This window comes from Kitasatospora sp. NPDC058048 (genome assembly GCF_042885555.1).
Lineage (GTDB): Bacteria > Actinomycetota > Actinomycetes > Streptomycetales > Streptomycetaceae > Kitasatospora > Kitasatospora lactacystinica.
This window is the reverse complement of the sequence record NZ_JBHVRT010000008.1, coordinates 13871-37878: the sequence shown is the minus strand read 5'-3', so window position 1 is coordinate 37878 and position 24008 is coordinate 13871. Positions and strand designations below refer to the sequence as shown.

Genomic DNA, 24008 nt, shown 5'->3' with positions numbered 1-24008 from the left:
CTGCATGCCCGGGCGATGCACCGACCCGCCGACGGCATCCCCGCCTTCACACACCGCAACCGGCGCCCACCCACCGACCCGGTCAATGCCCTGCTGTCCTTCACCTACGGACTGCTGCGCAACCTCGTCCACGGTGCGATCGAACAGGTAGGACTCGACCCGTACATCGGCTTCCTCCACGGCCTGCGGCCCGCGAAGCCGGCCCTGGCGCTCGACCTCATGGAGGAGTTCCGGCCCGTCCTGGCGGACCGCTTCGCACTCACCCTTCTCAACCGCCGCGAACTCAAAGCCCACCACTTCGACCACCTCGCCGGCGGCGCCGTCAACCTCACCGAGGACGGCCGCAAGACCGTGCTCTCCGCCTGGCAGGACTGGAAGACCCAGACCTGGGAACACCCGATCGCAGGACGAGCAGTTCCCGCCGCACTCCTTCCGGTCGTTCAGTGCCGCATCCTCGCCCGCCACATCCGCGGCGACCTGCCCGGGTACCTGCCCTGGACGGCCGCCTGATGGACCTCCTCCTCACCTACGACGTCGACACCACGACACCAGAAGGACGCCGCCGACTCCGAAAAGTCGCCAAACTCTGCGAAGGACACGGCCTACGCGTCCAGAAGTCGGTCTTCGAAATCGTCGCCACCGACATCGATCTCCTGCACCTCCTGAACGACATCAACAAGACCATCGACGCAGACACCGACAGCATCCGGATCTACCGGCTTCCACACAACGGCTTCAACGACGTACAGACTCTAGGAGTCGCTCAGGTACAGCCCCATCGTGACGACCTGGTTCTGTGACGGAAGGCTTCGGAACCCGGAGTTCACACGTGCCACGCGGGCCGCACCGAAGCCAGATGTCTGGTTTGAGTGGATCTGCTGGCAAACGGCGCGCAAATACTCGTCACACAGGTAGGGTCCTGACCTGGTCAAGTGCCGTGGCGGTCGCCCTCCGGGGCGGCCGAGGATCGCAACCTCACCGTCGACGGCGAAGAGGACCAGGTCCCGGGTGTGGCGGTCGCCCTCCGGGGCGGCCGAGGATCGCAACCCGGTGGTGCGCACCGCGGCGGTGTTCGCCGCCACGAGTGGCGGTCGCCCTCCGGGGCGGCCGAGGATCGCAACTCGAACTTGACGCCCGAGGCACGGAACGCGGCGTTGTGGCGGTCGCCCTCCGGGGCGGCCGAGGATCGCAACTCGGGGTCGCGCTGCACCTGGCGCTCGATCTCGTAGTGGCGGTCGCCCTCCGGGGCGGCCGAGGATCGCAACGCGAGAAGGAAGGCGCCGGCGCGGGCCAGCGCCTCGTGGCGGTCGCCCTCCGGGGCGGCCGAGGATCGCAACGTGGTGGGTCGGACGCGCCGTCATCCGCGACAAGGCGGTGGCGGTCGCCCTCCGGGGCGGCCGAGGATCGCAACAGCCGCCGTCACGCCCAGGTCGTTGCCGAGGTTGGCCGTGGCGGTCGCCCTCCGGGGCGGCGGCCGAGGATCGCAACACCGTGCTGGTCACCGAGATCCCCGCCCACCGGAGTGGCGGTCGCCCTCCGGGGCGGCCGAGGATCGCAACTCCTCCAGCCATCGGGCGACGTCCTCATGCTCTACAGCTCCCGCTTCGACGGCATTGAGGATCCCGACGGCGACGCCAACCGGCAGCTCGGTGTGGGGGACCTGCGCGCGCAGGCCTGGTTCGAACCGTTCGGGAACGTCGAGGCCCGTGACCCCCACCGCGGCTTCCGCCGCTGAACGGCCGAGCCCGCGCCGGACGGTGGGCGGAGGAACCTTGTGTGCCTCCGCCCGCCGTCCGCGACAACCGGGTAGGAAGGCCGACTGGGCACTTTCGGCCCGGCACGGCAGGTCGGGTGACCGACCGGGCGGCTATGCGGCAAGTGGCAGGTCATCGTCGCCAGGGGGGACGGCTCGGAGCCGCCCCCCTGGGCTTGGTCGAGGGCTCGGGCGAGGGCGTTGACGGCTTGGTCGGCGGAGTCCTTGAAGAGGTGGTCGTAGAGGTTGATCGTGGTCGCCAGGGCGGCGTGGCGCAGGGTCTTGGACACGATGGCGATGGGGATGCCTTCGGCGATCATGATGCTGGCCGCGGTGTGGCGCAGGTCGTGCAGGCCGATCTTCGGGAGTCCGAGCTCGGCGGTGCGTTTGTGGAGCTGGTCGAGGACCCACTGGGGCCGCAGGGGCGATCCGTCCGAGTTGGCGAAGACCAGGCCCTCCAGCCGCCCCTTGGGGTGGGCGGACATCTGGAGGTCGGCCTGGCGGTGGAGGGCGGTCATGACTCTGGGGGAGAGGCTGATCCAGGCGCGGCTGGCCTCGGTCTTGGGCTGGTTGAAGTGGAGGTCGCCGTTCTCCACGGCGGACAGGGTCCAGCGGACGAACAGCTTGCGGTCCATGAGATGGACGTCCGACCAGTGCAGGGCAAGAACCTCACCGCGGCGCATGCCGGTACCGAGCAGGACCTCGAACAGGTCGGCCAGCTGGTCGGCGTACTGCTCGGCGTTGTGCCGCAGGAACGCCGCAGCCTGCGCCGGGGTCCAGCAGGTCCGCTCCTCGGCGCGGGGCTTGGGCGGCACGCAGTGCTCGGCCGGGTTGAACTTCAGCCGCCACGACCGCACCGCGTGGTTCAGCGCGTTGCGCAGCGTCGAGACCACCCGGTACAGCGCGACCCGGCCCCGACCGGCCTTGCGCTGCGCGGCCATCCAGTCCTCGATCTGCTTCGGCCGCAGGTCCAGCAGCCGGCACCGCCCGAACGCAGGGATCAGGTCCCGCTCCACGTACGCCTTGTAGCCGGCGTAGGTGTTGACCGTGAGCTCCTCCTTCCGCGCCGCCAGCCACTCCCGCAGGTACTCCGCCACGGTCGTGCGACGCTCCTCGTACGCCCCGCTCAGCTCACCCTCCAGCACCGCCGCCAACTCCTGCGCCGCCTCGGCCTCGGTCGCGAACCCGCCACGACGCCGGGTACGACGCCGGCCGTCCTCCGGTGCCAGATCGACGCAGTACGTCCACGACCCGTGCGCCGCCTCCTCCAGCAACCGCTCACACCATGCACCCAGCTGCTTCCCGCCCTCGTCCCGGCACCCGCACCGCCGGTACACCCTGCCCCGCTGCGCACGCTGTCCCATGAGCTTCCCCTTCTCCCGGACTGCCTGGTGAATCTGGGGCAAGAGTGGCTGCTGTGTCGGGTGTGGCGGCAGAGCGTGTTGGGCGGTGCGCGAAGCACTCAGAGCCGGAAGGCGAGGACACGCTCAAGACGACACACCGCCCGGAAGATCACGATCCGTACTTGGTGGGTAAGCGACCGTGATCCGCCCGCAGGAGCCGGCCCCGCGAGCCGGCCAGCGCCGTAGATACAGCGGCTGTTGGGATCGCACGGTGGTGCTTGCTGAAGGGCCGACAGATCTCGGTCACCGGCAGTAGCTGCGGCGGAGTGGCCAGCCTGGGGACCATTTTGGGACCACACCCGATGAGCGCTGGGGGTCAAGGGGTCGCAGGTTCAAATCCTGTCGTCCCGACCGGCGTTTTCGCAGGTCGTAGGCCGCTTTCACCGAAATGGTGGAAGCGGCCTTTTTGATATTCCGTCGGCTGGTGGTCGCGGTGTGGTCCCGCCATTTCGTCGGCGCGGCATTCCGGCGGGTCGGGCGGGTCCTGCGGGCGGGACGGGTGATGGGCCGGGTCCCGGTTCTCGGGGTGGTGTGGCGGCCGTATCTGGCGTCGCTGTCGGCCTGGTTGAGGGCGTGGTCGATGGCGTCGACGGCTTCGCGTGCGGCTCGGGCGCTGAGGAAGTGGTAGATGTCCACGGTCGTCGACAGGGTGGAGTGGCGCAGGGTCTTGGAGACGATGGGGACCGGGACGTGCTCGTCCATGGCGAGGGTGCAGGCGAGGTGGCGCAGGTCGTGCAGGCGGATGACGGGGACTCCGGCGTCGTGGCAGAGGCGGTGGAAGCGGTCGAGGACGTAGCCGGGGCGCAGTGGCCGGCCGTGGCGGTGGAAGACGAGACCGTGGCCGGGGGAGGGGTTGGGGCCGCGGAAGCTGGCGTGGGTGATCTGGTCGGCGATGGCGTCGGTGGCGCGGTCGGACAGGGCGACCCAGTTGCGGCTGGAGCGGGTCTTGGGTGCGGTGAAGACGAGCTGGTTGTTGTCGACGGCGGCGAGGGTCCAGCGGATGTACATGAAGCGCTTGTCGAGGTAGGCGTCGTCCTCGTGGAGGGCGAGGGCCTCCCCGCGGCGGATGCCGGAGCCGATGAGCAACTCGGTGAAGTTGGCGATGAGGGGGTCGGCCCCGTGGGCGTAGCGCAGGAAGCGGGCGGCCTGGTCGGCGGTCCACTGGGGGCGTTCGGCGCGGCGGGGCCGTCTGATGATCATCGGACGGGCGATGTTGCGGGGCAGGCGGTCGTTGCGCACGCCGTCGCCGAGCGCGCTGGAGAGCGTGGCGAGGATGCGGTAGACGGTGACCTCTCCGCGCTGGTGGGCGAGCTGGTCGGTGACGAAGGCGCGCAGGTGGGGGCGGGCGAGGTCGTCGAGGAGGACGGTGCGGAAAGCGGGGACGAGGTCGTCGTAGACGTAGCGGCGGTAGCGGGCGATGGTGGTGGGCTTGAGGAAGGCCTGCTTGTGGTGGAACCACTCGTCGAGGTAGTCGGCGACGGTCTGGTCGGGGTCGCAGGAGAATCCGGTGCGCTCGCCTTCGAGGAAGCGGTGCAGGGCCTTCTTCGCGGCCTTCTTCTTGGGGAAGCCGCCGCGGCGCACGGTGTGGCGCCGGCCGTCGAGGGTGGTGTGGCTGTCGACGGCGAAGGTCCAGGTGCCGTGGTGGGGGTCGGTGGCGAGGAGGGGGCAGCGGGCGCCGAGCTGTCGGCGCTGGTCGTCGCGGCAGCCGCAGCGGCGGTAGACGCGGCCACGCTTGGCTGTGGAACGCATGGCGATCACTTCATCGAGCTGGAGGAACGGCCTGGATCCCACCAGTCTCGCCCCGCCGTGCGCTCCGGGACCACGATGCGACCACCAGGACGATCGGTGTCCTCTGACCTGGGGTGATCCCTTGACGTGCGCGAACGTCGGCCACCGCTTCGTTCCACGGCTCGCGTCCTTGACGATCACGCCGGGAGAACCGGATTCGCGCACTCGGGCCACTCCTGGTGGCTGGGTGAGGACTCTCCGGGGCTGTCGGACGGGGCCGCGAGCCGGGGCGGCGGCAGAGAGGTTTTGCGGGAGAAACTCCCGGGGAACTGCTTCGCGCTCCTCCTGAAGTTTATCGAATTCCATCGAGAAATCAGCAGGTCGCTTTTCCTGTGGGCGCGGGTCGGCGCCCTGCCTGCGGCGAGGAAACCGAGGCCGACGGTCGGCTGGGGGAATTCCCTTGCCTGATTATGCCTCAGCCCTGTTCCCTGCGGCGACTACAGAGGGTGACATTCGCGGTGGTCGACAGCTGCTCGCGCAACTGTGAATAGGCCTGGACCATCCCGAGAAATGGTCTGGACCATCTGGCGTGGATCGCGCGGATGATCTCCGGTGGGGCCCCTTCCCGGGCCTCAATTTCGTGACTTTACGTGACCATTTTGGCTGGGTGATCGGCCCCCCGTTCCCGCCCGTCGGCCTGGCGGGGAACGGGGGCCGGCCGGGTTATCGCCCGCCGGACTGGGCAGGCGTCCGACTGTGGTCAGATGATCGGTTCGCGGTGGGCGGCGTTCTCCCGGACGAGCTGGGCGAAGCGCTCGCGGCTGCGCTGCTGGTGCTGTTCGGCCTGTTCGTCGGTCCAGTCTTCCGCGCTGGTGTCGTCGTCTTCGTCGTCGAGGTCGTCGTACTGGGTGTGGAGGAGCCAGCAGGCGTGGATGCCGGTGAGGAGGTCTTCGAGGAGGTCGCGGGCGGGGCGCTTGGGGTCGAGGGGGGTAAGGCGCAGTTCGACGTCGGCGAGGTCGGGTGCGTCGTCGCCGTAGTCGGCGAGGGTCTCCTCCAGGTCGTCGAGTTGCTCGCGCAGGGCGTCGGGGTCGGGCAGGAGGCCGTCGGTGATGTGCAGGGCGTGGCGCACGAGGCCGGTGACGGCTTCGTGCGGAGTGGCGCCGTCCTCGATGAGGCCGAGGACGAGGGTCGGGGTCTCGTGCGGGAGCGCCTCGATGTTGTCGGCTTCCTGGACGACCTGGGCGGCGTCGTGGCCGGATGCGTCGGCGGTGACTTCGGCCGCGGCGGCGAGCCAGTGGGCCGCGGCGACGGCGGCCGCCGTGGGGTCGACGGCGGAGAACAGCTCGGCCGGGCCGAAGGGGTCCTGTTCGAAGAGGCGGTTCGCGGCGGCGACCTGGACGGGGGAGGCGTCCTCGCGGCTGAGGAGGACGGCTTGCTGGGCTCGGCCGGTGAGGTCGCCGAGTTCGGCGTTCTCGACGGCGGCGAGTTGGGTGGCGGCCTCGGTGAGGACGGCCTCCGTCAGCGCCGGGTCGCCGAGGTCGTGGAGTGCGCGGCCTACTTGGTGGGCGGATTCGAGGAGGGGGCTGTAGGAGACGATCATCGCGCCGCCGCTGGGCAGGTTCGGCTTGGCGATCGCGTCCGCGACCTCGCCGAAGCGTCCGCGTTCCTGCTCGCGGCGCCAGCCCTCGGTGTTGGGTTCCAGGGAGCCGGCGGCGCTGGCGGGGTGGGTGTAGGTGCGCCAGGCGGCCTCGGAGAGGTGGCTGAGTGCGCGGGCCAGACCCAGGAGCACCGAGATGTCGGCCTTGGCCGGGAGGGATGCGACCCGGGTGGCGAGGTCGCCCTCGCCGGTTCCCCAGGTGGCGATCAGCTCGCGGCGGTCGGGGTCGATGCTGTAGAGGGTCATGACGTCCTGTCTTCGGTCCTGCCGGCACACCGCCGGGCCACACGGCATTCTGACGTTCCAGCAGGTGCCGGTGTTCCCAGGAAGGCCCAGCCTCCAGGGCGCGGTCAGGACATGCTCTGGCATGCTCCACGCCCCTCGATCTGCCCGGGCTCCTCACCGAACGCGGACAGTGCGGCGTCGGACGCGCGGTGGCGCTGCTTGAAGTGCTGGATTTCGCAGCTGGATTGGGAACGCCCATCACGCCGCTGTCACCGCCGGCAGGTACGGATGGGGAACGCGACCGCCTGCTGCTCGAACTCGCGCAGGAGGCCTTGATGGCGGGCACGGGCGAGGTGGTTTTCGATGACGGCTACTCGCTCGTGACGAGCCTCGTGCTCAAGCGAGATGACGCACTGCCCCGGTCGGCCGAGTTCGCCGTCCAGCTGCTGGCCGACTCCGTGGACGCTTTCCCGGAGCAGGAGGACCGCCTGGCGCAACTCGCCAGATCCGAAGGAGAGTCGAGCGCCACGCCGGACGTCCTGCAGGCCCAGTTCGCCTTCGGGCGAAGACCTCGATCCCCCGCGTTCCTCCGGGTGCGGTACCCGGGACGCCTTCTCGTTGTAGAGAGTGCATGTCTTCCGGGCTAATCTGGCTTCGTGACGCAGCAAGTGAGCACGGTTGTGTTGATGTGTGGCCTTCCGGGGGCAGGCAAGACCACCTACGCGATGGAGTTGGTGCAACGCGGTTATGTTCGGCTCTCGATCGACGAGGCGGTTTGGCGACGACTTGGGCAGCGCGATGCTGGCCTGGTGCTGGAGGCGGATGCGTTCGACAAGCTCAAGGAAGAGGTTCGCCGCGAGCAACGGCATGAGTTGGTCGGACTGATGCTGGCAGGGCGTGATGTGGTGGTGGACTACAGCTTCTGGAGTCGCGCGGCACGCGATGATTACAAGGCGTTGATTGCGAGCCACGGTTGCTGCTGGGAACTGGTGTACCTCAAGGTCGATCGGACGACGTTGGAGCATCGCCTCGAGCTACGGAACGGAGAGGAAGGCGCTAACTCCGTCACCGTGGATGAGGCGCTGTTTAGCCGCTACCTAGCCAATTTTGAGGAACCGAATGGAGAGGGTGAGCAGGTCGTCATGTAAAGTCCTCCACTTGATCTGAAGGCATCGCCGAGAGGCGTTCGGCGGGCAGGGCATAGGCGTCGGCTGAACATGATTCTCGTCGCCATCGCCATTCGGCGTCCCGTCGACCTGCTGCCTGCCCGTACCGTCGAGACGGTGCGGGACTGGCTGGCCGACCACCCAGGGGTGTAGGTCGTCCGCCGTGACCGCTCCGCCTTCGGTCTGGTCACCGACGGCGATTCGGAAGAGCGAGACGTCTTCGAGGACCGCAGATTCTCCTCCAGCGTTCGAAGGCCGCACGCGCGGGTTCGAAGGCAAAGATCGGGCCTGTCCAGCCGAACGAAGACTGTACAGACCCGATGCCGAAGTGCGCAGATCTCACTGACGATGCCCGTCAGGCCCTGCCGATGCGACGGTGCTTCGGGTGCTCGAGGCTGGCGTCAGGCAAGGATCGGTGATGATCTGTCCCTCGAAGATCTTGTCGATCTCCCTGAGCATGTCCTCCGGCAGGCGCACGCCCGAGGCTCGTGCGTTTTCCCGTATCTGGTCCGGTCGGCTCGCGCCGACAACGGCTGCGGCGACCCCGGGGTGCTGTAGTGTCCACGCGATGGCGAACTGGGCCGGTGATAGCCCCACCTCCTTGGCGAGGGATCGGAGCCGTTCCACGCGGGTAAGGATTTCGTCGGCTAGCAGGTTGCTGATGTAGCCCGATCCCTCGGCATGGGAAGCACGTGACCCCGCCGGGACCGGGAGCCCCAGCCGGTACTTGCCGCTGAGCACCCCTTGCGCAATCGGTGACCACACGATTTGGCCGATCCCTTCGCGCATGCACAGCGGGAGGATCTCCGTCTCCACCACCCGCCAGATTATGTTGTACTGGGGCTGGTTGGAGATGATGCGGTGCAAGCCCATGGCATTCGCGATCTCCAGAGCGCGCTCGATCTGTTCGGCGCGCCACTCAGAGACGCCGATGTACAGAGCCTTGCCCTGCCGCACCAGATCGTCGAAGGCCTGGAGGGTCTCCTCGAGTGGCGTGTCGGGGTCGAAGCGGTGCGCTTGGTAGAGATCGATGTAGTCGGTCCGTAGCCGACGCAGCGAGGCATGTGCTGATTCCATAATGTGCTTGCGCGAAAGACCACGGTCGTTGGCGCCTGGCCCCGTCGGCCAGAAGACCTTCGTGGAGATCTCCACCGATTCCCGCCGAAGGCCGAACAGGGCGTCACCGAGCTCCTGTTCGGCTTTGGTCATGGCGTAGACATCGGCCGTGTCGAAGGTGGTGACGCCCTCGTCCAGAGCGGCCTGGATGCAGGAGCGAGCCGTGTCCTGATCGATCTGCGCGCCATGTGTGAGCCAGTTTCCGTAGGCGATCTCGCTGATTCTCAATCCGCTGCCGCCGAGTCGCACGTAGTCCATCGATGATCGGAGGCTCGGCGCCCGCACGGGCCGGGTGCCTCCGTCCCCCCTTCGGTCAGGTGGCTGCGTTCTTCCCTGCAGGGCCGACACCGATGGTCTCGCCGCGAGCTGGCCCGGTCGTGGTCGTCGCCAGTACGTCGAGTGCCTCGGGGATGGTGATTGCCTCGTTGTCCAGGGCGAGCCAGAGGTCGAGCCTGTCGGGCGTACCGGTGTCGACCACCTGCACATCGAGGTCGTACCGGTTGTGCCACGGGGTTTTCGTCGTCGCCCGGCGGTGCGCCTGGTCGATCGTCGAACCCTCGTGGATCACATTCAGTCGCGGCGCCTCCGCGAGCCGGGCCAAGGCTGCCTTTCGGCTCAGCTGAGGCGAAAGGGCAATCCGTGCATGGATGACATGACCGGCATCCATCGGCACGGTCAGGGCCAGCGAAGTCGCTCGGAGCCCGGGGACGACACTGACGAGATCCTGGGCGTGGTGCGATGGAGCGGGGCCGAGTACGGCGCCGTTTGTGATCCCTTTGCCAGCCTTGTCCGTGTCGGTGCAGCAGCGGACGACCGTCACGTTCAGTTCGTTGATGCTCGCCGGGGCGAGCGCCGCGACCACTCGGGCCAGCGCCGTGGTGTTGCAGCTTGTCAGCCGTACGCTCTGTGCCGAGAGCAGCTCTTCGGAACTCAGAGCGGGGTGGACCACCGGCCCGAGCGTGCGGTCGCGCTCTCCGCCGCAGAAGACACTGCGTATGCCAGCTTCATGGTACAGCGCGGCACGTGTCGCACCGGAACGCGACGGGCCGCAGTCGATGATGACATCCGCTTGGGCTAGGAGGTCCTCAAGGCGGCCCCGGACGCCGACACCCTGTGTCTGCAGGGTCCGTGCTGTGTCCTCGCCGAAGGCGTAGTAGGGCATGTCCGGCCGGGCGTGCACGAAGACGTTCGCGCTGCGCACCACCACGCCGGCAAGCGTGAAGCGGTTGTCCGATAACACCTCGTGGATCACACGCTTACCGATGGCACCGGCTCCGAGTACGGCGACTCGGATGTCGCCGTACTGGGAGGACTCAGGGGACGCGTCTCGTGCGCGGACGGCGGCATGGGGCCGAATGCCCTCGGTGAACGCCACCAGGAGGCGGTCCGGGGAGCCGAAGCGGACCACGTGTGGCCAGTCGTCGCCGAGACCACGGTCGAGCATGAATTCACTCAGCTGCGCGGTGTCCGTGACGGCGGCCGGCAGCACCTCCACTCCACTCATCGGTCCGCCGACCGAGAACGTCTGGCCGGGCAGATCGCAGGAGAGCAGCCAGCACCGTGTGTGCTGGGCGCTCAGTATACGCAGGGTCACCGCCGTGGTCCCGACGGTGGTGTGCATCACCCCGTGGTCGCGGACGGCGTCGACCGGGCCGTTTGCAGCTGGTCCGCACGTCCCGGCAGCGGGTGCGATGACCAGCGCCTGAAGGTCGGCCGGAGGGTTCTGCACCCCGGCGAGCAGGAGGTCCAGGGCGCTTCGGACCGGTGCGGGCACGGTCACGATGCCGCCGCCTCGGCACACACGAAGTCGGTGATCTCCGCGGTGCCCGAGCTGCCGCCGAGGTCGTGGGCGCGGGGGCCGTCGGTACGCAGCCGCGTCAGGGCCGTCCGCAGCCTTGCTGCCTCGCGCTCGGCGTTCATGGTGTCGAGTAGGAGGACGATCCCCTCGAAGAATGCCGCCGGGTTGACGGTGCCCGTGCCAGCGAGGTCACCCGCGTCGCCGTGGCAGCCCTCGGCGATGTGTACGCCTGGCCCGCTATCGAGGCTGCCGACCACGCCCAGGCTCCCCGCAAGTGCGGCACCCAGGCTGCTGAGGATGTCCCCCACCGTGTGGTTCGTGACCACGACGTCAAGCCGTTCGGGTTCCCGCACCATCAGTGCGGCGGCGGTGTCGGACAGTACGTCGTCGAACGCGATGTCGGGGTAGCCCACGGCGACCTCCCGCGCGGTCGACAGGAAGAGCCCTTCGGTGAGTTTGAGGTTGTTCGCCTTGTGGACCAGCGTCACCTTTGCGCGCCGCTCTCGGCGGGCGAGCTCGAACGCGTATCGGACGATCCGCTCACATCCGCTGCGCGAGGCGATCTTGACGGCCTGGGCGACATCGGGGCTCGCCATCCACTCGATCGCACCGTAGAGGTCCTCGGTGTTCTCCCGCACCAGGAGCATCGGCGGACGGTCCCGCCGGATGGGGAGGGGACGAAGGCAGGCGTAAAGGTCAAGTCCGTGCCGGATGTAGTGGTTCCCGCTGCGGATTGTTCCGCCGCTAGGGGTGCGGAACGGACCCTTGATCGCGAGTCCGTGCGTGCGCAGCGCGTCCAGCGTCTCCTGCGGCGCAGTCGTCCCGTGTCGTTGATATGCCGTCAATCCGGCGTCGGCGTCGATCCAAGTGATGGGTAGGCCGAGTGATTCGAGCACCCGGCTGCCGCTGTCGACGAGTTCCGGGCCGACCCCGTCCCCGGCGATCCGCACGATGGTGATCAGCTCGGTCATCGCGCCCTCCCCTGCCTCTTTTGTTCGATCAGGCGCCGGATCCGGCGCGCGGGCTCGGTCGCCGCGATGGCAGGGATTTGTTCCAGGGCGCAGGCGAGCAGCGGAGCGAGCGCTTGTGCCTTTGTCCCTGCTTCGGTCCCGTGGACCGCGTACGACGAAGTGAAGTTCCGGATCAGGTGGTAGACGAGCATTGTGTCCGACTCGCCGGGAAGAGCGCCGAGGTCCAGCGAGTGGGCGGCGGCCTCTTCCCTGGCCTCGGCGAAGCGGTCGTCGAGTGACCCCGTGCCGGGCAATTGCACCGGATGGGAGAATAGCGCGAGGATCACCTGGAGGGACACCGGACACGTGTAGGTCATGAGGTCCAGGTCGATGCGCTTCGGGCGTTCGTCCCCCACGCCGGTGAGCAGGAAGTTGGCCGGCTTGGGGTCGCAGAACAGCGTGGCGCGGCCGCCCGGCATCGGTGCGGGAACCTCGACGTCGGTCCGGAGCAGCCCCTCCAGCTTCGCGACGGCGATGAGGTGGCGATCGCTCACGGGGAACCCGAGGACGGGGGCGCACTCCGCTTCGGTCAGGACGGTGCGGAGCAGCGCGTCGTGCTCGCAGAACTCGGCGAGGGATTCGAGGCATTGCTCGTGCACCCATTGGGCCAGCGCCGTCGAGCGGCCGGCGACCTCACGCAGATCGATCGCCTTGTGGAGCTGCAGCGTGAACACCCGGCCGCCCGCCACCCAGTGCGGCACGACGGGCAGGTCGAGTCCCCGGATCCGGTCGACCAGCACACCGAGCTGCAGCAGCTGGGACGGAGAGAGGTCCGGGCGCTTGATCCGGTACGGGCCGTCGCCCGGCGGGACGAGTGTGCCGTGCTCGTCCCGCAGTTCGCCCGCCGCGACGCAGGCTTCGATGAGTCGGTTCACGCTCGCGTCATTCGCTCGCGCCTCGACGGCTCGGACGAGTGCGGACAAGGCGGAGCCCTCGTCGGCCTGACGTGTGGTCAGGCCGACGGAGGCATCACTCAACGAGAGGTCCACGATGAGTCGAACGCCGCGACCAGTTCCTTCGGCTCGACGGCGCCGCCACGATCGATCGAGGTCTGACGTACCCAGGCGAGCCCGGCGACGAGGTCCGCGTCGGTGAAGGTCCGGTTGTGCTCGGTCAGCACCGACTCGATCAGGGCGCGCCCGGAGTGCTTGCCCAGGATGTACTTGCGTTCCCCGCCCACCTGCTCCGGCGGGAAGGGCTCGAACGTGGAGGTGTCCTTGAGCATGGCGTTGACGTGGATTCCGGACTCGTGTGCGAAGACGTTCTCGCCGACGATGGGCTGCCAGGGTACGGTCTGGTGCTTGCAGGCCTTCGCGACCAGGCGGCTGAGGGCGGTCAGCTTCTCCGTCTTGATGCCGAGGTCGAGGCCGTAGAGCTGCTGCAGGGTGACGGCCGCCTGCGAGAGGTCGGTCATGCCGGCGCGCTCGCCGACGCCGTTGACGGTGACGTGGAAGTACCGGGCGCCCGCCCGCAGCGCCGCCAGAGTGTTCGCGAAGCCGAGGCCGAAGTCGTTGTGCGCGTGGGCCTGGACGTCGATCGAACTGCTGTTGACAACGGCGCTCACCCGCGCTTCGTACTCCTCCGGCGAGAGGATGCCGATGGTGTCCGAGAGGCGTAGGCGGTCGGCACCGGCCGCGGCCACGGTGCCGGCGTACTCAACCAGAAAGTCGAGCTCGGTGCGGGCCACGTCCTCCGCGCTGACCGACACGAAGGCGCCGCGGTCCTTGGCGTAACTGATCAGCTCGGTGGCCGACTTCAAGAGCCACTCGCGAGTCTTGCCGACGCTGTTGTCCAGGTGGATCTTGGACGCCGGAAGGCCGATGTGGATGGCCTTGAAACCCAGGTCGAGGGAGGTTTCGATGTCGGCCTTGACCCCGCGGTTCCACACCATGAGGCGTGCTTCGTCCTGACGGGCGGCGGCCTCCTTGATGAAGTCCAGTTCCTCCCCGCCCATGGCGGGAATTCCGATCTCCACCCACCGGACCCCGGCCTCGATGAGCGCGTCGAGAATGGCGGACTTCGTCTCCTTGTCGAAGGCGACCCCCGGAGCCTGCTCGCCGTCGCGCAGAGTGGTGTCCTCGAGAATGATGTCAGAGCGCAAAGCAATCCCCTGATTCATGCGTATCCGGTCGCTGTCCTGTGTGGCTGCGTTGTGAAAGCTGTTTCGTCACGGTTCGATGGTGACCTTCATGGCCTGCCGAGACTCCACGAGTCGGATCCCTTCCACGATGCGGTCCAGTGGCAGGGTGTGCGTGATCAGATCGGCCACCGGCACCGCCCCGGAGGAGATGAGTCCGAGTGCTTCGGCGTTCTGCCCGGGGTGCGAGGAGTTGGAGCCCACGATGGTGAGCTCGCGATAGTGCGCCAGATTCGTGTCCAGCACGGGCGCGGCGCTTCCCGGCGGGAGGCTGCCGAACAGGCTGACCCGACCCCGCGGCGCGGTGTAGTGCAGGGCCTGCTGCTGCGCTGGCGCGGAGGCCGCCGCGAGCAGCACCACGTCGGCGCCCCGGCCGTCGGTGAGGCCGAGGACGCGTTCCGCCACGTCGACGTCCGCACCGAGGACGGCCTCGTCCGGCACCACCAGCCTCCTGGCCAGTTCGAGCCGGGCCGCGTCCAGCTCGACAAGCAGGACCCGGTTCGCCCCACGTGCCCGGGCCAGCCGGACGTGCATGCAGCCGACCGGCCCAGCGCCCACGACCACGACGTCGTCGCCCTTGCCGACACGAGCCAACTCTTGTCCGTTGAGCACGCAGGCCAGCGGCTCGGCCAGGGACGCCTCGGCGAAGCTGAGCGAATCGGGTATCCGGTGCAGCCCGCCCACGTCGAGCACCTTGGCGGGCACAGTGACGAACTCGGCGAACCCGCCGTCGTAGTGGTACCCCATCGCCTCGAAGCGCGTGCACACAGTGGGTAGTTCGTCGCGACAGCTGCGGCAGGAGCCGCAGGGGATCGCGCCGATCAGCTGGACCCGATCGCCGACCTGCAGGCCGTGAGCCGAGGCTCCTTCACCCAGGAGTACTACCTCTCCTGCGATCTCGTGGCCGAGCACTCGTGGCGGCACGATCCGCTGGTGGCCGTGGTGGTAGATCTTTACGTCGGTTCCGCAGAGCGAGCAATTGTGCACTCGCAGAACCACCTCGCCGGGGCCGGGCGTGGGATCGGGCGTCTCTTCGAGGACGACGACCCCCGGGGCTCGATAGCGCAGGACCTTCATGGGAGATCCAGCAGGGTGCGCGCCTTCGTCACCACGCCCGTGGTGTTGACTCCGGACTCGGCCAGCAGATCCTCGCGGATGCCCCACGGCAAGAAGGCCGCTGGGAGCGCCACCTGGGCGGTCGCCGGGTGGGGCCCAGGGCTCTCCGCGAGATGGGCGAGTAGATCGGGGTAGAGGCCGGAGCCTTCGGAGAGGTCCTCGACCGTGATGACGGCACGGTGCGTGGCCGCGTCGGCGAATGCCTCGGGTACGGAGGGTCGCAGACGCACCACCTCGCGCACGGTGGTGCTCACCGAGTAGTCGCGTTCCAGAACGGCCGCCGCTGCCATCGCCGTCTGGATCATTGCGCCGTGGGCGAGGAGGCACAAGTCGGTGCCCCGTTGCCGCAACACGGTGTCGGAGGCGACAGGCGTGCCGGTGTCATCGAGGGGCTTCCACTTCGCGTAGCGCAGCGCCACAGGTCCCTTGTCCCGGCCGACTGCGGTGCGCAGGATCTGCTCCAGTTGGCCCGGCGTGCTAGGCGCGTAGATCTCCAGTCCGGGCACCATACGCAGCAGACCGATGTCGTAGATGCCGTGGGACGAGGCGCCGTCCCCGCCGGCCACGCCGCCGCGATCGACGACGAACGTCACTGGTAGTTCGTGCAGAGCCACGTCGTTGAGCAGCTGGTCCAGTCCTCGGGTGAGGAATGTTGCGAAGACGGCGAACACGGGCCGGGCGCCTTGGGCAGCGAGTCCAGCAGCCATGGAGACCGCCAGTTGTTCGCTGATCCCCACGTCGTGGTAGCGCTCCGGGAACCGCCGCTGGAACTCCAGCAGGCACAGAAGGTCGGGCATCGCTGCGGTGATCACGTGAATCCGCTCGTCGTTCTCGGCCATCTCGCACAGCAGGTCGCTGAGCGAAGCGCCCCAGGCGTCCTTCGCGGTCGGCACGGGGGCGTCGATGGGTACCGAGGGCACGGCCACTGTTCCCGGTACTTGGTGGAGGCGCATCACCTCGTCCTGTTCGGCCTTGTCCCACCCCAGGCCCTTCTGCGTGCGGACGTGCACGACGACAGGTCCGGCGATCGACTCGGCCTTCTTGAACGCTGCCTCCAGTTCACCGAAGTCATGGCCGGCGACCGGTCCGACGTACGCGAATCCCAAGGCAGTGAAGAACATTTCGGCGCTCTCGTGAACCTGGGGACTCTCCTGAGGCTCGCCGAGTGTGAGCAGGCTCGGCGTGCGGGCGTAGGAGCGGCCGTTGTCGTTGAAGACGACGGTCACCGGACGACGGCGAACGCCGATCGCGTTGAGCGCCTCGTACGCCACACCTCCGGTCAACGCTCCGTCACCGATGACCACGGCGCAGCGTGTCCGGTCGGCGAGGTTGATTCCCAGTGCCCAGGCCGGGCTGGTGGAGGAGTGACTGCTCTCCAGCACGTCGTGGGCGGATTCAGCTCGGCTGGGAAATCCGGACATTCCTTCGCGCTGTCGAAACGTGGTGAACTGCGCTCCGCGACCTGTGAGGATCTTGTGCGTGTAAGCCTGGTGGCCGATGTCGAAGATGATCCTTTCGGTCGGGGAATCGAAGGCGCGGTGCAGAGCAATCGTCAACTCCACCACGCCGAGATTTGCACCGAGATGCCCGCCGCTGATGTTCACCTGGCTGATGAGAAACTCTCGTATATCTGCGGCGAGTTGCTCGCATTCGACCAGGTCAAGCTCTCGCACAGCATCCGGTGTGAGGTGGTTCAGATCCATTTCAGACGCCCCCTTCGGTCGGCGTGGACCACCATAGGTCGCAGGTCGATTTGGCATCAAAGATCGATTCTGAGGAATCAAGGAGAAGGCGGCGGAGCGCCTCGCGGCTCGGTGCTGCTTGTCCAGGGGGAACTTGGTGGCGCTTCGGGGGGAGCGCCCCGATGTGCACCAACTGTCAAGCAGCACTTGGTAGTTCGATCAGTGTCGCATGGGCGTGTTGCTGGGTACTGTGATCGCCTTCGGGCCTCTATGGGGGAGGAGATCCATCTCGTGCGTTCTACTAGTGCAGCCAGAGGACAATCCATCAAGGAGACCGACGACAGCCGCCTACTGGCCGGGCAGTGCCTGGCTCCCAGGCGCGTCAGTCGGCCGAGCGGCTTGACCACAGGGCCTGCCAACATCGTGGCGATGCCGCCCACCGGACTCAATCTGACTGAGCGTCTTCCCTTTGAGAAGTGGGTGGCGATCGGGCAGTTACTGGCCACGTCTCAGTCTTCCATGGCGTGGTGTCTCGGGGACTGGCTCATCCACGGGGAGTCGGCCTTCACAGGGCGCTACCGGGAGGTCATCGAGCTCTACTCGTTCAACTATCAGACGCTTCGCAACTACGCGTGGGTCGCCCGTCGTTTCCCGCTGTCCCGCCGGCGGGACAAGCTCAGCTTCGGCCACCACGCCGAAGTCGCATCCTGCCCTGAGGCGGAGCAGGACTATTGGTTGCGTCGGGCAGAGGAGCACGGCTGGTCGCGCAATCGGCTCCGGTGCGAGGTTCGTGCGAGTGCTCGGCTTCGTTCGGCGGCAGAATCCGATGGTTCGGGCGACGATGCTCTCAAGGAGGCAGCGATCCGACTGAGCCCGACCGCCGGTCAGCTTGAGATCTGGGAACGGGCCGCGTCCAACGCGGGCGTGGAGCTTTCGGTCTGGGCCGTCCAGGTCCTCAACGCGTCGGCCGGCGCCCGTGGCGCGGCTGGGGCTCTCGTTGTCGACGACCCCGACCGAACGCGATGAACTGAACATTTGAAGATCGCCTCTCTCCGTAGGTTGGCGATATCGGAGAGAGGCGATCCACGAATCCATCCGACTGGCGGCGAGGTCTTCGTGTCCGCCAATGCCCCCTCCACTCCCGACCAGCCTGCGGTCGGCACTGCTCGCGTCAAGCGCGGTATGACCGAGCAGCTTAAGGGCGGTGTGATCACGAACGTGGTCAACGTCGAGCAGGCGAAGATCGCCGAGGACGCCGACGCGGTGGCCGTCATGGCCCTGGAACGCGTCCCCGCCGACATCTGCAAGGACGGCGGCGTGGCCCGCATGTCCGACCCGAACATGATCGAAGAGATCATCAACGTGGTCTCGATCCCGGATGACCAAGTCCCGCATCGGTCACTTCGGCGAGGCCCAGGTGCTGCAGGCCCTCGGTGTCGACTACATCGACGAGTCGGAGGTGTTGACCCCGGCCGACGAGGTCCACTATGTGGTGGGGCCTGAAGGTCGGCCTCACCACAGGTCTGGTCTGAGTCAACCGGAATGGAGCATCAGCGCGATGCCTGCCACGATCACGGCAGCGCTCAGCATCCGTGCGCGGCCGAAACGTTCCTTGAAGAACACCGCGCCGATGACGGCGCCGATCACGATGGACGACTCACGCAGAGCCGAGATGGGGGCGAGATCAGCGCGGCTCTGCGCCCACAGAACCAACCCGTAGGCGAACGCCGAGAGCAACCCGCCGAGCGCTCCACGGAGAACCATTGGACGTAGCTGCGCGGTCAGGGCGCCTCGGCGGGAGACGAACGCGAAGGCCGGGACCGCCACGCCCTGGAGAAGCAGCAGCCAGCCGGTGTAGCCCGCCGCGGTTCCGGCGGCCCGCACGCCGACTCCGTCGACGACGGTGTAAGTGGAGATCGACAGGCCGGTTCCCAGGGCGGCGGCGAGCGCGAGACGATCAACGCGCCGACTGCGGCCACGCATGCCCCACAGGGCGAGACAGCTCAGTCCGCCCGACACGAGCGCCACTCCGGCGATCTGCCACCTGCTCAGGTGCTCACCGAGGAGTAGCACCGCCAGTACCGTGACGACGAGCGGTGCCGTCCCGCGGGCGATCGGGTACATCTGACTGAAGTCGCCGAGGCGGAACGATTGGATCAGCAGCGCGAAGTACAGCAGATGCGTGGCGATCGACGCGATCAGGTAGGGCCATGCGGGTCCGGCCGGAATCGGGGCGTAGCAGACCAGCAGGAGTCCGCATGCCGCTCCGCCTCCGCACACGAGGGTGAACGCGATGACCTTGTCCGTGATGCTGTGCGCCAGCGCGTTCCAACTGGCGTGCGTGACAGCAGCGATGAGTACCACGAGTGTGATGCCTGGAGTCATGCCGACGAAGTCCGATCGGAACGTGAGGAGGCGGGCTCTGGTGCGGGAAAGGCGGGACAGGCAGGACGGACGGGAGCGGCGGTGCCCGCAACGGGCCTGAGGCGCCCCCTGGTCGGCATGGTGCCAGCACTGCCCGCCACGACTCCATGTCGACTGAGAGCGAGGGATATGAATGTCGGACAGAATCAGACGATCTGCCACGGGCCGCAGCCTCAGTGCCGCGCCTCGGAGCATGACGCCGTCGCTGGATCGGCGGAGCCTCCTACGTCATGCGGAGGAGGCGGTGGCCTCCGCGGAATCACTGCTCAGGGCCTTCGAGAAGGACGGCATCGAGACCAGCCTGAAGGCGTCGGGGGAGGAGGTCACCCAGGCCGATCGCGGTTTGGAGCGGCACATCTCCGGTTTTCTTCGTGAACGCGCACCCGGGCTTCCCCTGCTGGGGGAGGAGACCACGCAGGACGGGAGCGTGCCCGAGACGGGCTGGATCCTCGATCCCATCGACGGGACCATGAACTTCGCCCGTGGAGCGCCGTATTACGCCATCGCCCTGGGGCTGGTGGACATCGGCAGGCCGGTTCTCGGTGTGGTCAGCGCGCCGCGGCTGCAGCTGCGGATCGCCGCTGATGTGGATGCGCATCCGGCCGCGGAGCCTCCGGCCACGTCGGCGCGGTCACTCTCGCGGGCGATCGTCGGTGTCAGCGGCACGGGCAGCAGGCGCCTGCCGGCCGAGGCGGAGTTGGTGAACGCCCTGCAAGCCGAGGCCCACCGCGTCCGCATGTACGGCTCCATGTGCCTCGACGTGGTCGGAGTCGCGATGGGCTGGCTGGACGCCTGCGTGTGCGTCCGGCCGAAACCTTGGGACGTCGCTGCCGGTCTCGCCATCGCCAGGGGCCGCGGATTTGCGGCGCTGGGCGCCGATGGCGGTGATTTCACCTGGTCGTCCCCCGTGCTCGTGGTCGCGCACCCGGAGCTGGCGGCCGAGTTGGTCCACTTCGCTTGGGCTGTTCTTTCGGCGGAGCACCGACCTCGGGAGCTGTGATGGGTACGGCCGGCCAGCCGACGGATGCCCCGCCTCCCCGTGGGCTCTTCGTGGGCCTCTGCACCTTGGACGTGGTCCACCTCGTGGCCAGGCGACCGGACCCCGACGAGAAGGTGTCCGCCGAGGACCAGGTCGTGGCGGCCGGGGGGCCCGCGACCAACGCGGCCGTTGCCTTCGCCCACCTCGGGGGTGCGGCGACGCTGGTCAGTGCCATCGGCGGGCACGGTCTCGCCGGGATCATGCGTGATGATCTGACCGAGAACGGGGTCCGTATCGTCGACATTGCTGTGGACCAGACCAGGCCGCCCCGGGTTTCGGCCGTCGCCGTCACCAAGGGCACTGGTGCACGGGCTGTCATCGCCTACGACACGGCGCCCCCCGGGATCGCCCCGACCGCGGCGGTCACGGCACTGGCTCGGAGGGCGGAGATCGTCGAGGTGGACGGGCACTACCCCGAAGCCGCCCTCGCGGCGTTGCGGGCCGCACGTGCCGAGCATCGGCTCACCGTCTACGACGGTGGTCGCTGGCGACCCGAGATCCGGCAGCTGCTGCAGTGGGTTGAGGTAGCGGTCTGCTCGGCCGATTTCCGGCCGCCGGGCTGTAGCACGCCGGCCGACGTCCTGGCGTTCCTGGCAGAGCGCGGAGTGCGGTATGCGGCCCTGACGAGCGGGAAGGGAGCGGTCGACTGGCGCGGTCCGAACGGGGCCGCGGGGCGAGTCGAGGTGCCCGGAGTGGATGTGGTCGACACATTGGGAGCGGGTGACGTCTTCCACGGGGCACTGAGCTATGGTCTCGCGCAGGCGGAAGTCCTCGACCCGGACGTGTTCGAGAGCGCGATCGGCTTCGCCGTTGATGTGGCGAGCCGATCCTGTACCGCCTTCGGTACCCGCGCGTGGATGACCGACACGGCGGAGCCGTCGAAGTGAACGGGCCCTCGGCCGCGGAACGCGATCGTGCCCGCCGTCCAGGCGGACGGCGGGCACTGCGGTCCGGCGGGCGTCGCTTCCTCAGCAGACCACGGTCAGGGCACGGTCGTACGCGGACAGTAACTCCTGTAGAGACGGACCATCGGGTGTCTGCCGGGCGATCACGTTGCAGAACGGCTCCGCGTTGAGATCGTCGTCGGCGAGCAGGTGACTGCCCGGCTGCTTGTAGCAGTGGCACAGCAGAACTTCTTCTCGGCCCGCCAGCTCGTCGAGGCCGTGGATCTCCTTGACCAGCCCTGCGCCCGAGTGCGGTAGGTAGTAGATGAAGTGGCTCACGCCCTCGGGAACCGAACGCCAGGCGACGGGGCCCAGCCTCTGCTTGAACTCCTCGGCGTCGGCACATACATGGCTGAGGTACAGAGCGCGCGTGAAGTCCGCGTCGTGGGCGAGCCTCATCAGCTCGTACACGAGCCAGGAACCGCCGGGACGGGCCGCAGTCTCCAGCATGTACGGAAGCCCGGAGTCGTACCGGACCTCCGAGTGGGTCGCGCCATGGGTAATGCCGAGGGCTCTCACCGCCGCGTACGTGATGTCGAGGATCTCCTTGCGCCGTTCGGCCGGCATGGCCGGGTCCAGGAGGTAGACCCGGTCGGGAAAATACGGAGAGTCCGAGCATTCGTCGTGGTTGCGCGACTGCACGCAGTCGTGGATGGGTTCACCGTCGAACCAGACGGTGTCCACGGCGAATTCGGGCCCGCGCAGGCACTGCTCAACGAGGAACCCCGTCCCTTCGGTCGCGTCCCTGGCCACGGTGGTGGCGTTGAGCAGACCGATGCGCTGCGCCTGGGCGAGCAGCGCGGCCGTGTCGTCCACGCGGCGTACCCCGCTGCTGCTGTAGCCGTGCGTCGGCTTGATGACAGCCGGGAAGGTGATGTCTGCGCCGGCGATCTCTCTACGTGAGCGGAAGGTCGTTCCCGCGGGGGTCCGCACTCCGGCGGCTTGCCATGCGTGCTTCATGCGGGACTTGTCACGCGCGTTGGTTGCGGTCTCGACGGAGTGACGGGCCACGCCGAGGGCCTGGGCCACCGCTGTGGTGTTGACCACGAACGCTTCCTGGTCGGTGAGCGCCCCGATGATCCGAGCACCTGTGATCTGCTCGCGTATCCGCGCGGCAACGCGCTCGGGCTCGTCGCGCAGATCGAGTTCGAGCCAGTCTGTACCGGTCGGGCCCCGGTTCGAACTCGAAACGAGAACCACACGGTCACCGAAGCTGTGCGCGACGTCGACGATTCGGCGGGTCATCGCGTCGGTGGTTTCCAGGCAGAGGAACACCGTGTCAATCATGCCCGCTCCTTGAGCAGGGCTTCGACGTTCGCGTCCACCTGGTCACCGAGCGCGGAAAGGTCGAGGCCGAAGCGCTCGAAGAGAAGGTAGGCCAGCCGATCCAAGCCGAACCCCAGACACATCGTCGATGTCGGCAGCCCCCGCTCGTCGGTGATGTCGAACGCCTTGGCGAAGTGGCTGCCGTGTTTGTTGAGCGAGGCCGTGGCCACCGGGCGCCCGACCGAGGCGGACCGGACGGCAAGTTCGATCTTGTTCGTGGAGGCCAGCTGGTTGAAGAGCAGACTGCCGGCGGCGTCACCGAAGAAGATGTCCGCGGCGCTCTGCAGCGAGAAGTCGAGGCCCAGTACCGTGGCGACGCAGACCAGTAGGTCGGCGAGCTCCGCGTGGATCCGCGCGAGCGGATCGGCCCCGCCGATCACCACCATCTCCTGAGTGTGGAACTCGAGCAGTCGCTCTCGATTGTTCAGGTTGCCTGACTCGTCCCGGAAGACGGAACCACCGACGGAGAGCACCAGTGCCTCGTCCGACGCGACGGTCTGCCCTTCCAGTAGCGGGTAAGTCGACAGGCAAGCGGCGGGGGAGAGTAAATCGCGCGGAGTCCGGACGTAGTCGAGGATGCTCCGGTCGTCGCGCCCATCGGACTTCCAGAACGGAACGAAGGCGTCGAAGACATCCGGATCGGTGCTGAGCGGGGCGACGAAGCTCAGGTGCTGGCATCCGGTGTCGACGTAGCCCGCCCGCTCCACCAGGCTGCTCGGAATCAGCGAGGGGACGTGGATGACCTCCGCTTCGTAGACACCGCGGATGCAGGAGGACGTGAGTCGGTCCAGGGCGGCTAACAGTGCGGCGGTCTCGTGCCCGTAGACGTTGATGCCAGCATGCAGGGGGGCGGAGCGATCGGGCAGGACGCGACGACGCGGTGGCGGGACGGCCCCGCGCAGCTCTTCCGAGAACGCACGCGCGGCATCCGCGAGCTTGGCGACAGGAAAGGTGGGCCGGCGCGATCCCCATGCTTCCATCGAGCCGGCGACGCGCGAGTCCAGTAGCACCTTGGAGCGAATCGCCGGCGGGACCGAGGCGAACCTGTCGAGGATACGGCGGACGGTTCGCTCCACTGTGGCCGTGGCCAGTTCCTGCTCGGCGTGGATCGTGACCTCGTCGTCCGTGAACTCGAGGGCGGTGATCTCGGGGAAGTGGAAGCGCAGCTGGGTCGTGAGGTTGTCCCGTAGGGGCGGGGCGGTGTGCACTGCGATGGTCAGCTGATTCATCATCTAGTCGATTTCCAGGTACGTCTTGATCTTGCCGAGGGTGGAGACCTCGTCGAGGTCGAACTCCTCGTAGTCGACCTCCCGACCGAACTCCGAGCTCAGCCGCAGGACCAGGCCCATTACCGCCATCGACTCCAGGCCGATGTGGGTGAGTGGGGTGTCCTTGTACTCCTCGTACTTGTTGCTCAGGAGTTGAACGGTATCGGCGGGGAGCAGGTTGGTGAGGAGCACGGAGATCCACTCGTTTCCCATGCG

General features: G+C 67.8%; 21 protein-coding genes, 1 pseudogene and 1 CRISPR repeat array. Of the genes and pseudogenes, 8 read left to right on the top strand and 14 right to left on the bottom strand.

Features of this window, described 5'->3' with window-relative positions:
• Window positions 1–15 precede the first annotated feature (15 nt).
• On the top strand, window positions 16–510 hold the full coding sequence (cas1, locus tag ACFVVA_RS10650) for a CRISPR-associated endonuclease Cas1 (RefSeq protein ID WP_387688291.1): 495 nt from the start codon (window positions 16–18) through the stop codon (window positions 508–510).
• Window positions 510–800, top strand: coding sequence for a CRISPR-associated endonuclease Cas2 (gene cas2, locus ACFVVA_RS10645; protein ID WP_387687925.1), 291 nt, complete (start codon window positions 510–512; stop codon window positions 798–800). The genes cas1 and cas2 overlap by 1 nt, the downstream gene beginning before the upstream one ends.
• Window positions 801–937: 137 nt before the next feature.
• A CRISPR array of direct repeats spans window positions 938–1559; the repeat unit is 37 nt; unit sequence GTGGCGGTCGCCCTCCGGGGCGGCCGAGGATCGCAAC.
• A 31-nt stretch (window positions 1560–1590) separates the two neighbouring features.
• Here the strand turns inward: cas2 and ACFVVA_RS10640 are convergent.
• The 3 genes from ACFVVA_RS10640 to ACFVVA_RS10630 all read right to left on the bottom strand — a co-directional run bounded on the left by ACFVVA_RS10640 (window position 1591) and on the right by ACFVVA_RS10630 (window position 6787).
• Window positions 1591–3027 (bottom strand): tyrosine-type recombinase/integrase, encoded by a 1437-nt coding sequence (locus ACFVVA_RS10640; protein WP_387687923.1) that lies wholly within the window; start codon window positions 3025–3027, stop codon window positions 1591–1593.
• A gap of 372 nt (window positions 3028–3399) precedes the next feature.
• Window positions 3400–4905, bottom strand: coding sequence for a tyrosine-type recombinase/integrase (locus ACFVVA_RS10635; protein WP_387687921.1), 1506 nt, complete (start codon window positions 4903–4905; stop codon window positions 3400–3402).
• 739 nt (window positions 4906–5644) lie between these two features.
• On the bottom strand, window positions 5645–6787 hold the full coding sequence (locus ACFVVA_RS10630) for a hypothetical protein (RefSeq protein ID WP_387687919.1): 1143 nt from the start codon (window positions 6785–6787) through the stop codon (window positions 5645–5647).
• A gap of 116 nt (window positions 6788–6903) precedes the next feature.
• On the opposite strand from ACFVVA_RS10630, the gene ACFVVA_RS10625 reads away from it, so the two are divergent.
• Window positions 6904–7413: a lantibiotic dehydratase gene (locus ACFVVA_RS10625; RefSeq protein ID WP_387688289.1), complete on the top strand. Its 510-nt coding sequence runs from the start codon at window positions 6904–6906 to the stop codon at window positions 7411–7413.
• Window positions 7414–7422: 9 nt separating this feature from the next.
• On the top strand, window positions 7423–7914 hold the full coding sequence (locus ACFVVA_RS10620) for an AAA family ATPase (protein WP_387687917.1): 492 nt from the start codon (window positions 7423–7425) through the stop codon (window positions 7912–7914).
• A gap of 357 nt (window positions 7915–8271) precedes the next feature.
• Here the strand turns inward: ACFVVA_RS10620 and ACFVVA_RS10615 are convergent, their stop codons facing one another.
• The 7 genes from ACFVVA_RS10615 to ACFVVA_RS10585 form a co-directional block, all read right to left on the bottom strand.
• Entirely contained in the window at window positions 8272–9306 is a 1035-nt protein-coding gene (locus ACFVVA_RS10615) for an aldo/keto reductase family protein (protein ID WP_387687915.1), read from the bottom strand.
• 55 nt (window positions 9307–9361) lie between these two features.
• On the bottom strand, window positions 9362–10828 hold the full coding sequence (locus tag ACFVVA_RS10610) for a type II glyceraldehyde-3-phosphate dehydrogenase (protein ID WP_387687913.1): 1467 nt from the start codon (window positions 10826–10828) through the stop codon (window positions 9362–9364).
• On the bottom strand, window positions 10825–11817 hold the full coding sequence (locus ACFVVA_RS10605) for an isocitrate/isopropylmalate family dehydrogenase (protein ID WP_387687911.1): 993 nt from the start codon (window positions 11815–11817) through the stop codon (window positions 10825–10827). Before ACFVVA_RS10605 ends, ACFVVA_RS10610 begins: the two co-directional genes overlap by 4 nt.
• The gene (locus ACFVVA_RS10600) at window positions 11814–12833 is read right to left on the bottom strand and encodes a hypothetical protein (protein ID WP_387687909.1); all 1020 of its coding nucleotides are present in this window, start codon (window positions 12831–12833) and stop codon (window positions 11814–11816) included. Before ACFVVA_RS10600 ends, ACFVVA_RS10605 begins: the two co-directional genes overlap by 4 nt.
• A complete protein-coding gene (locus tag ACFVVA_RS10595) occupies window positions 12830–13957 on the bottom strand; it encodes a hypothetical protein (RefSeq protein WP_387687907.1) in 1128 nt (375 codons plus the stop codon). The genes ACFVVA_RS10600 and ACFVVA_RS10595 overlap by 4 nt, the downstream gene beginning before the upstream one ends.
• A 66-nt stretch (window positions 13958–14023) precedes the next feature.
• The gene (locus ACFVVA_RS10590) at window positions 14024–15070 is read right to left on the bottom strand and encodes an alcohol dehydrogenase catalytic domain-containing protein (protein ID WP_387687905.1); all 1047 of its coding nucleotides are present in this window, start codon (window positions 15068–15070) and stop codon (window positions 14024–14026) included.
• Window positions 15067–16812, bottom strand: coding sequence for a 1-deoxy-D-xylulose-5-phosphate synthase (locus tag ACFVVA_RS10585; protein WP_387687903.1), 1746 nt, complete (start codon window positions 16810–16812; stop codon window positions 15067–15069). The genes ACFVVA_RS10590 and ACFVVA_RS10585 overlap by 4 nt, the downstream gene beginning before the upstream one ends.
• A gap of 408 nt (window positions 16813–17220) precedes the next feature.
• On the opposite strand from ACFVVA_RS10585, the gene ACFVVA_RS10580 reads away from it, so the two are divergent.
• Both ACFVVA_RS10580 and ACFVVA_RS10575 read left to right on the top strand, forming a co-directional pair.
• A complete protein-coding gene (locus tag ACFVVA_RS10580; protein ID WP_387687901.1) occupies window positions 17221–17817 on the top strand; it encodes an LmbU family transcriptional regulator in 597 nt (198 codons plus the stop codon).
• 156 nt (window positions 17818–17973) lie between these two features.
• Window positions 17974–18271, top strand: a pseudogene (locus tag ACFVVA_RS10575) (pyridoxal 5'-phosphate synthase lyase subunit PdxS); the annotation flags it as partial.
• A gap of 53 nt (window positions 18272–18324) precedes the next feature.
• On the opposite strand, the gene ACFVVA_RS10570 reads toward ACFVVA_RS10575, so the two are convergent.
• Window positions 18325–19176 carry an EamA family transporter gene (locus ACFVVA_RS10570; protein ID WP_387687899.1) on the bottom strand — a complete coding sequence of 284 codons (852 nt, stop codon included), beginning with the start codon at window positions 19174–19176 and terminating at the stop codon, window positions 18325–18327.
• Between the two features lie 232 nt (window positions 19177–19408).
• Between ACFVVA_RS10570 and ACFVVA_RS10565 the strand changes: the two genes are divergently transcribed.
• Window positions 19409–20215, top strand: a complete 807-nt coding sequence (locus tag ACFVVA_RS10565; protein WP_387687897.1) for an inositol monophosphatase family protein — start codon at window positions 19409–19411, stop codon at window positions 20213–20215.
• A complete protein-coding gene (locus ACFVVA_RS10560) occupies window positions 20215–21141 on the top strand; it encodes a PfkB family carbohydrate kinase (protein WP_387687895.1) in 927 nt (308 codons plus the stop codon). Before ACFVVA_RS10565 ends, ACFVVA_RS10560 begins: the two co-directional genes overlap by 1 nt.
• 81 nt (window positions 21142–21222) lie before the next feature.
• Here ACFVVA_RS10560 and ACFVVA_RS10555 read toward each other — a convergent pair whose 3' ends face one another.
• The 3 genes from ACFVVA_RS10555 to ACFVVA_RS10545 are packed head-to-tail and all read right to left on the bottom strand — an operon-like array spanning window position 21223 to window position 24005.
• The gene (locus ACFVVA_RS10555) at window positions 21223–22485 is read right to left on the bottom strand and encodes an acetyl-CoA carboxylase biotin carboxylase subunit family protein (protein WP_387687893.1); all 1263 of its coding nucleotides are present in this window, start codon (window positions 22483–22485) and stop codon (window positions 21223–21225) included.
• The gene (locus tag ACFVVA_RS10550; protein WP_387687891.1) at window positions 22482–23756 is read right to left on the bottom strand and encodes a hypothetical protein; all 1275 of its coding nucleotides are present in this window, start codon (window positions 23754–23756) and stop codon (window positions 22482–22484) included. Before ACFVVA_RS10550 ends, ACFVVA_RS10555 begins: the two co-directional genes overlap by 4 nt.
• The gene (locus ACFVVA_RS10545) at window positions 23757–24005 is read right to left on the bottom strand and encodes a phosphopantetheine-binding protein (protein WP_387687889.1); all 249 of its coding nucleotides are present in this window, start codon (window positions 24003–24005) and stop codon (window positions 23757–23759) included.
• Window positions 24006–24008 lie beyond the last annotated feature (3 nt).

What these genes read in the sequence shown, in the direction of transcription:
- ACFVVA_RS10615 (WP_387687915.1), bottom strand. Translation starts at nt 9,306, where the DNA reads ATGGACTACGTGCGACTCGGCGGCAGCGGATTGAGAATCAGCGAGATC.
- ACFVVA_RS10630 (WP_387687919.1), bottom strand. Translation starts at nt 6,787, where the DNA reads ATGACCCTCTACAGCATCGACCCCGACCGCCGCGAGCTGATCGCCACC.
- ACFVVA_RS10570 (WP_387687899.1), bottom strand. Translation starts at nt 19,176, where the DNA reads ATGACTCCAGGCATCACACTCGTGGTACTCATCGCTGCTGTCACGCAC.
- cas1 (WP_387688291.1), top strand. Translation starts at nt 16, where the DNA reads ATGCACCGACCCGCCGACGGCATCCCCGCCTTCACACACCGCAACCGG.
- cas2 (WP_387687925.1), top strand. Translation starts at nt 510, where the DNA reads ATGGACCTCCTCCTCACCTACGACGTCGACACCACGACACCAGAAGGA.
- ACFVVA_RS10590 (WP_387687905.1), bottom strand. Translation starts at nt 15,070, where the DNA reads ATGAAGGTCCTGCGCTATCGAGCCCCGGGGGTCGTCGTCCTCGAAGAG.
- ACFVVA_RS10565 (WP_387687897.1), top strand. Translation starts at nt 19,409, where the DNA reads ATGACGCCGTCGCTGGATCGGCGGAGCCTCCTACGTCATGCGGAGGAG.
- ACFVVA_RS10545 (WP_387687889.1), bottom strand. Translation starts at nt 24,005, where the DNA reads ATGGGAAACGAGTGGATCTCCGTGCTCCTCACCAACCTGCTCCCCGCC.
- ACFVVA_RS10605 (WP_387687911.1), bottom strand. Translation starts at nt 11,817, where the DNA reads ATGACCGAGCTGATCACCATCGTGCGGATCGCCGGGGACGGGGTCGGC.
- ACFVVA_RS10555 (WP_387687893.1), bottom strand. Translation starts at nt 22,485, where the DNA reads ATGATTGACACGGTGTTCCTCTGCCTGGAAACCACCGACGCGATGACC.
- ACFVVA_RS10585 (WP_387687903.1), bottom strand. Translation starts at nt 16,812, where the DNA reads ATGGATCTGAACCACCTCACACCGGATGCTGTGCGAGAGCTTGACCTG.
- ACFVVA_RS10580 (WP_387687901.1), top strand. Translation starts at nt 17,221, where the DNA reads ATGCCGCCCACCGGACTCAATCTGACTGAGCGTCTTCCCTTTGAGAAG.
- ACFVVA_RS10550 (WP_387687891.1), bottom strand. Translation starts at nt 23,756, where the DNA reads ATGATGAATCAGCTGACCATCGCAGTGCACACCGCCCCGCCCCTACGG.
- ACFVVA_RS10635 (WP_387687921.1), bottom strand. Translation starts at nt 4,905, where the DNA reads ATGCGTTCCACAGCCAAGCGTGGCCGCGTCTACCGCCGCTGCGGCTGC.
- ACFVVA_RS10560 (WP_387687895.1), top strand. Translation starts at nt 20,215, where the DNA reads ATGGGTACGGCCGGCCAGCCGACGGATGCCCCGCCTCCCCGTGGGCTC.